This is a genomic window from Corallococcus sp. AB045, assembly GCF_003668895.1.
In the GTDB taxonomy this organism is placed as follows: domain Bacteria; phylum Myxococcota; class Myxococcia; order Myxococcales; family Myxococcaceae; genus Corallococcus; species Corallococcus coralloides.
Genome location: NZ_RAWN01000037.1, coordinates 53,222 through 59,524 on the forward strand (window position 1 = coordinate 53,222; position 6,303 = coordinate 59,524).

Sequence of the window (6,303 nt, forward strand, 5' to 3'; positions counted from 1 at the left end):
ACCCATGAAGAAGACGTCCAAGTCGCCCGCCCGCGACCTGCCGTTCGAAATCCTCACCTGGTCCCAGGTTCGCGACGAGGTGAAGGCCCCTGGCAATCGCGAGGATGACTCGGACCGCGTGCTCGTCCTCAACGGGAATGTCGTCATGCCCTACGACCTGGGGCTGGACTTCCACCAGGGAATCTTCGCGCAGGACGACGAGGATGAGCCTCCGTTCACCGGCCTCATCGTGCGAGGCGACCTCACCGTCGAAGGCTGCGTGCTCAACTGGGAGAACGACTTCGGGCCGTTCCTCCAGGTGCACGGCAACCTCGTCGCGAAGCGCATCGCCATCGGCGGTGCTCGGCTTCACGTCTCCGGCGACGTGACGACTGAAGACCTGGTGGCGGTCTACAACCATGGCAGCGTCTCCGTGGGCGGCAACCTCAAGGCCCGCACCCTTGCCTCGCATTACTCCTTCAAGGTGGCGGGCGCTGTTGATGCGCACCGCTACCTGGGCCAGGACTCGAAGGTGTTCGCGGTGGCTGGCGGGGTGGAGGACGTGAAGGACCCCTACGAAGGGAAGGGCGTCTTCGTCCCGGCGGTGGTGAGGGACGGCCGCGTCGATCTGGAGAAGGTGCGGGCCCGGCTGGCGGCGGGCAAGCCCGTCGCTCGCGACGCGTTCACCAGCATCCGGGAGGCGTTCCGTCAGCTCGTCGCGAAGAAGATCTCGGAGCCCGACAAGGTCAAGAGCCTCACGCTGGAGGACAAGGGGCTCACGTCCCTGCCGGAGGAGCTCTTCCTGTTCCGCAAGCTGGAGAAGCTCAACCTCCGCCGCAACAACCTCCGCGCGCTCCCGGAAGAGCTGGGGCAGCTCACGGAGCTGCGCGAGCTGGACCTGCGCGGCAATCGCCTGTTGGAGCTGCCGGAGTCCATCGGCGAGCTCAAGAAGCTGCGGGTCCTGGACCTGGAGTCCAACTGCCTCTGGCGGCTGCCGGAGTCACTGGCCGGATGCGTCGAGCTGCGGCGGGTGAATCTGGTCAACAACCCCCACGCCTACGTCCGGCTGGCCTTCGGGAGCTGGCGGCAGGTGAAGCTCATGTTCGACTTCCCGGAGGTCCTCACGCGGCTGCCGAAGCTGGAGGTGCTCACCTTCGAGGGAACGCCGCTGCGCACGCTGCCGACGCGGCGCTTCGACAGCACGACCTTGAGCAAGGCCACGGTCCTCAGGTCGCTGGTGACGCACGTGGATCCGGAGCTGCACGGCCAGCTCCAGGTGGACGTGGAGCGCAGCCGCGAGAAGGCGGCGGCCTATATCGGCTACTGGTTCAAGCCGGAGACCGTTCGCCTGGAGTCCTTCTACGACGCGAAGTCGGACCGCTACGACTTCGCGGAGCTCCTCGCGCTGCTGGCGCTGCTGCTGCGCATCAACATCCCCACGGCGGCGCCCTACGAGGAGTCGCTGGAGAAGTTCCGGGTGCAGAGCCGGGAGATCGCCCGGCACCTGGACTGGGACGGCGACAAGCCCCAGCACGTCCACGCGCTCTTCGCAGGGCTGCGCGACGCCCTGGGTCCGCTGGGCGAGCCGTACCCCGGCGACGCGCTCATCGCGGGCCTTCGGGACGTCTTCGCGGCCCTCGCTGGCTGAAGCGCACTGGTGACTCGGGACATCAGCTGGTGAATGGCGTCATCGCGACGAGCGGGGATCGCTCGGCCCAAGTGATTGATTTCACGGAGCCTGGGGGCTGGCATGCGTCCTGCTTTTGGGTCCCGGCATGTCCATCTCCTCCCTGAACCGCGCGTCCTCCTTCCAGCCTTCCTCGAGCATCTCCCAGCTCAAGCCGGCCGCCGCTTCGGCTCAGGGTGTGGTGGGGGCTTCGGCGCAGCAGCCCCGGAACGACCTGCGCCGGATGCTCATGACCGACTCCTTCGAGGCGGGCCCGAGCCGGCTGGGCGGCGCTTCCGGCGGGGACTTCGAGAAGCAGCTGTCGCAGCTGGCGAGCCAGCTCTCGCAGCTGGTGAAGATGCTCCAGACGCAGTCACCCGCGGGCCTGGGCCAGGGCGCCGAGGGGGCCGCGTCCGCGGTGGGCAGCGTGGGCGGCGCGGCCCCGGCGCAGAAGGCGGCTTCCGCGTTTTCGGCCTCCACCTTCGAGGGGCCGGCGGCGTCCGCGGCTCCGGCGGCCTCCTCGTCCGCGGGTCCGTCCGCGGCGGCCCCCTCTGCTCCGATGGCCCAGGGCGCGGCTCCGGCTTCCAGCGCGGCCGCTCCGGCGCACCCCACGTACAACAGTGACGCGGGCCCCGGCTTCGGCCCTCCGTCCGCCGGCTCCACGGAGCCCGCGCCCGCGAACGCGCCGTGGCTCGCGAAGAACAACGTCGGGTCGCCCTACAACAGCAACATGCAGCTCATCGACGAGAGCCAGAAGGGCCAGTTCAAGTACACGAACACCTTCACCAACAAGACCAACGAGCCGCAGACCATCACGCTCTGGAACAAGACGGGCGAGAACGGGAACCCGAACGACGGGCAGAACTTCGACAAGAGCACGCCCAAGACGTTCACGCTCCAGCCCGGCCAGTCGCAGGTGGTGGCGTTCGACAACAACACCAGCGTGGCGTGGGCCGCGTCGAAGGACGGCACGGCGAAGCCCGGCGCGAACTCCGGTCAGACGTGGGGTGAGGCCACGTTCGCGAACTCCGGCACGGGTTGGAGCGGCTTCGACACCAGCCAGATTGCCCCCGCGGGTCACAACGGCAAGATGTCCATCACCAACGAGGCGACCGGCAAGACCGTGACGGAAGCCAACGCTTGGCAGACGGAGAAGGACGACCCCGCGCTCCACGACGTGGGCGTCCCCGCCGGTCCGCTGAGCCTGCGGACGGAGATCGGCTGAAGGCTATCCGGCCCGCGTTGACTCCAGGCCGAGCGCCGCCTTGCACGTCTTCACATACAGGTCCCGGAAGAGGTTGTCCGGGTCCGTGCGCTGCTTCACGGCCTGGTACGTCTCGCGGTTCCAGATGCTCCAGAAGGTCTCCTCGTCGTAGTAGTTGTAGGAGATGAGCGTCTTGGTGCCTTTGACGCGCTGGAGCTCGTCCTCCAGCTCCTTGTAGACGTTGCGGCCCGGTGGCTGCGGCATGCCGTACACGGCCAGGTCCAGGAACAGCGGGTCGTTCATTCCGGCCCACCAGTCCGGTGTCAGCCATTCGTAGTCGCGCGCCCGCCGGAAGGGCACGCACCAGACGGGGTAGTGCCGCATCTCGCGGTGGTACCAGTCCATGAAGTCCGCCGAGCGCGAGAAGGGGATGAACACGTCCACGATGACTGGCGGGTCCTTCTTCGGCAGAAGCTGGGTGAAGCGGTTGGCGGTCCTCAGCACGCTGTCGGAGTGGATGAGCTTTCCGAACAGCGCCCTCGCGAGCAGGTTTTGCGGCCGGGCGTGCGTGACGCCCCGGTTGTAGCGGAAGAGATAGTCATACGTCGTGAGGTAGTCCTCGCTCCGTCGCGGGATGGTCTCGCAGTACGCGGTGAGCCATTCGTAGCGGTTCACGTACGGCGCCCGGTCCACGAAGTGGCCCACGCAGAGCACGTGCTTCGTGGGAGAGAAGATCTGCCCATCCAGATAGTCCGCGCCCGGCTCCTGGAAGTGGTGCCAGATGCCTTGCTGGAAGGACTCCAGCGTGGAATGCGTCTCGTTCGTCACCCGGACATAGGGCGCTGCTCGCGTGAGCTTGAAGCGCACCTTGGACAGGATGCCCAGCGTCCCGAACGAGCCGTGCATCATCTGGAAGAGGAGTGGATCCTCCTTCGGTGAGCAGCGCAGCACGTCTCCCTTCGCGGTGATGACCTCGTACTCCAGACACGTGTCGTGGAAGCCGCCCTGGCGGAAGGACATGGACTCGATGGAGCACCCCGCGATGGCGCCCCCGAGCGTGATGGTCTTGTGCTCGGGGACGATGAACGGGACGAGCCCATGCGGCAGCGTCGCTCGCACCACCGCGTCGAAGGTAGCGGCGGGCTCGGCGGTGCAGGTCATCCCCACGGGGTCGATGTCGAGGATGGCGTCCAGGTCGCCCAGGTCCACCTTCTCGTCGCGGCGCCGGGAGTCGAACCGCTTGGGGACACTGTGGGGCGGGGACTTCTTCTTGAAGGACGCGGGCCCCTTTCCCTTCCGCTGCCGCAACTGCCGGGCGATGGCCTCCACCTTCGCTTCGTGAAGCGCCTCCGTCCGGGGACCGCCTGACACCGACTCCGTGAGCATCCATTTCCTCCGTTGGCGGAAGGGTGGGGATGCCGCGGCGCGTGGTGAGCCCTTGCCTGTCGGAGTGGGGCCAACCCGGACGCCCGCCCACCGAGCGGGCGTCCAGGCGGGTGAGTCCTCTCAGGTGGCTTCGAGCTGTCGTCGCAGCTCCGTGGTGCTCACTTCCGGCGTTCCATCCCGGCCCATCAGTGACTGGCCATCCGCGGAGTATAGCGCCGGGCGCCGGTACAGCGTGCGCAGGGCGTGCAGGTGCGGATAGACGATGGATGCCCGCGGGCTCATCTCTCTCAGGTGCTTGCGCAGGAGCGGGGCGTACTTCGGGCTCTGCGCCGGGAAGATGTGGTGCTCCTGGTGGTAGCTGAAGTTGAAGTGCATCCAGTTCATCAGCGGGTGCGTCTCCACGCTGGCGGTGTTCACGAAGGGGTTGTCCGTCTCCTCCGCCGCGGGCTGCATCCAGTGGTTGGTGGCGATGTAGATCATCAGCGTGACGTTCCCGATGAGCAGCGGGAGCACCAGCGCATAGAACGCGGCCCTGGGGCCCAGGACCCACCCGAGCGCCACCCAGCCCACGGTGACGAGCACCGTGAGCACTCGCTCCCGGGCCCGGTGCAGGTGCACGTGTTGGAACGCGGGCAGCCGGCAGTGGTGCCATAGGAAGGCCTGGCCCTGCGCGGTGAAGAAGACGCTGAAGCTGATGAAGCTCAGCCAGTGTCCGGAGCCGGGGGACATGGCGTGGAACAGCTTCGCGAACCCCTGGGTGTGCCAGTCCGTCCTGCGCGGGAGGATGTCCGGATCTCTCACGAGGACGTTGGCGGCGCTGTGGTGGGCCTGGACGTGCCAGGCCCTCCAGTTGCCCGGTGTCACCAGGAAGGGCGCGAAGCCCACCCAGCCCAGCAGGCTCTCCCACTTGCGGCTGTGGAACACCGAGTGGTGCAGGGCTTCATGCGCGGCGAGCCCCACGGCGGTGATGAGCTGGCCCAGCGCGAAGGCGATGAGCAGACACGCCCAGTGGGGCAGCGTCCAGGTGCCGAGCACCCAGATGAGCGCCGCCTCCACCGGCACCAGGCAGAGCGCGACGATGCCGCGCAGGGGTTGTCGTTCGAAGGCCTCCGGTGGCAGCACGCGGCGCAGCTCCGAGCGGAGCCGCTTGGCGTCATCCGGGGGCATGGGAAGGGACGAAGAGAAGTCAGTCATGGCGGTTGCCTGAGCGGGAAGGGGGTTCAAGCCATGGGGCGGGCGATGCCGCCTTCGACGAGCATCCGCAGGCGGCCGGCTTCGTCATGGGCCGCCACCGTGCCGCACTGGAGCAGGTCACCCTCCACGCGAGGGGCGAGCGACTTCAGCGTGAGGCGGCGAGGAGCCCTGGAGTCGTGCGCCACCAGGTCCCGGTCGAACGTGGCCCGTTGGACGCCCACGGGAGCGAACACATCATTCGACACGCCCTCCACGTGCATCGCGCTCAGACGCAGGGCCGCGTCCAGCACGAGCGCCGGAACGCCGTGGCCCGCTTGCCGAGGTGACTCCGGCAGCCCGAGCCGCGCGAAGCGGGCGTCCTCCTCCAGGCGGATCTCCTCCAGGCAGTCGAACATCCTGCGCAGCTCGATGGGGGAGCCCGTGGCGCAGTGCGGGTCGTGCACGGACAGGCCGTGGCCCGAAGCGTGGGCGGCCTCCAGCCGGGGTGGGGGCCGGGGCGGTTCCGCCGTCAGCGTGAAGCGGGCCTCGGCGTAGACGAGGTCGCGCTCCAGCACCACGCCGGAGGCATGGACGATGTCCCCGGTGAGCTTCACCTGCACGCTGTGCTGGCCTGGAGTGTCGGTCAGCGGAGTGCATTCGGCGCGCAGGGACTGCTGGCCTCCGGGCTTCACGCGGATGAAGCGGGAGAAGCGCACGTCCTCGATGGTGACGGTGCGCAGCTCGGGGCGGGTGTCGTCCAGGGCCGCCTGGAACATCAGGTCCAGGGCCCAGGCGCCGGGCAGGGTGGGCGTGCCTCGGACGAGGTGGTCCTCCAGGCACGGGACGCTCGCCGCGTCGACCGTGAGGTCCCGTCGCGTGGGACGCGGAGGTTCCG

4 protein-coding genes and 1 pseudogene are annotated in these 6,303 nt (G+C 68.3%); 2 read left to right on the forward strand and 3 right to left on the reverse strand.

Annotated elements, in window-relative coordinates:
- Positions 1-4 precede the first annotated feature (4 nt).
- A complete protein-coding gene (locus D7Y21_RS11770; RefSeq protein ID WP_121713205.1) occupies positions 5-1,627 on the forward strand; it encodes a leucine-rich repeat domain-containing protein in 1,623 nt (540 codons plus the stop codon).
- A gap of 127 nt (positions 1,628-1,754) precedes the next feature.
- Positions 1,755-2,870, forward strand: coding sequence for a hypothetical protein (locus D7Y21_RS11775; protein ID WP_121713216.1), 1,116 nt, complete (start codon positions 1,755-1,757; stop codon positions 2,868-2,870).
- 3 nt (positions 2,871-2,873) lie between these two features.
- On the opposite strand, the gene D7Y21_RS11780 is transcribed toward D7Y21_RS11775, so the two are convergent.
- The 3 genes and pseudogenes from D7Y21_RS11780 to D7Y21_RS11790 all read right to left on the reverse strand — a co-directional run.
- On the reverse strand, positions 2,874-4,235 hold the full coding sequence (locus D7Y21_RS11780) for an FAD-binding oxidoreductase (RefSeq protein ID WP_121713207.1): 1,362 nt from the start codon (positions 4,233-4,235) through the stop codon (positions 2,874-2,876).
- A gap of 120 nt (positions 4,236-4,355) precedes the next feature.
- On the reverse strand, positions 4,356-5,429 hold the full coding sequence (locus D7Y21_RS11785; protein WP_121713209.1) for a fatty acid desaturase: 1,074 nt from the start codon (positions 5,427-5,429) through the stop codon (positions 4,356-4,358).
- Between the two features lie 26 nt (positions 5,430-5,455).
- A pseudogene (locus tag D7Y21_RS11790) lies at positions 5,456-6,303 on the reverse strand (polyketide synthase dehydratase domain-containing protein); the annotation flags it as partial.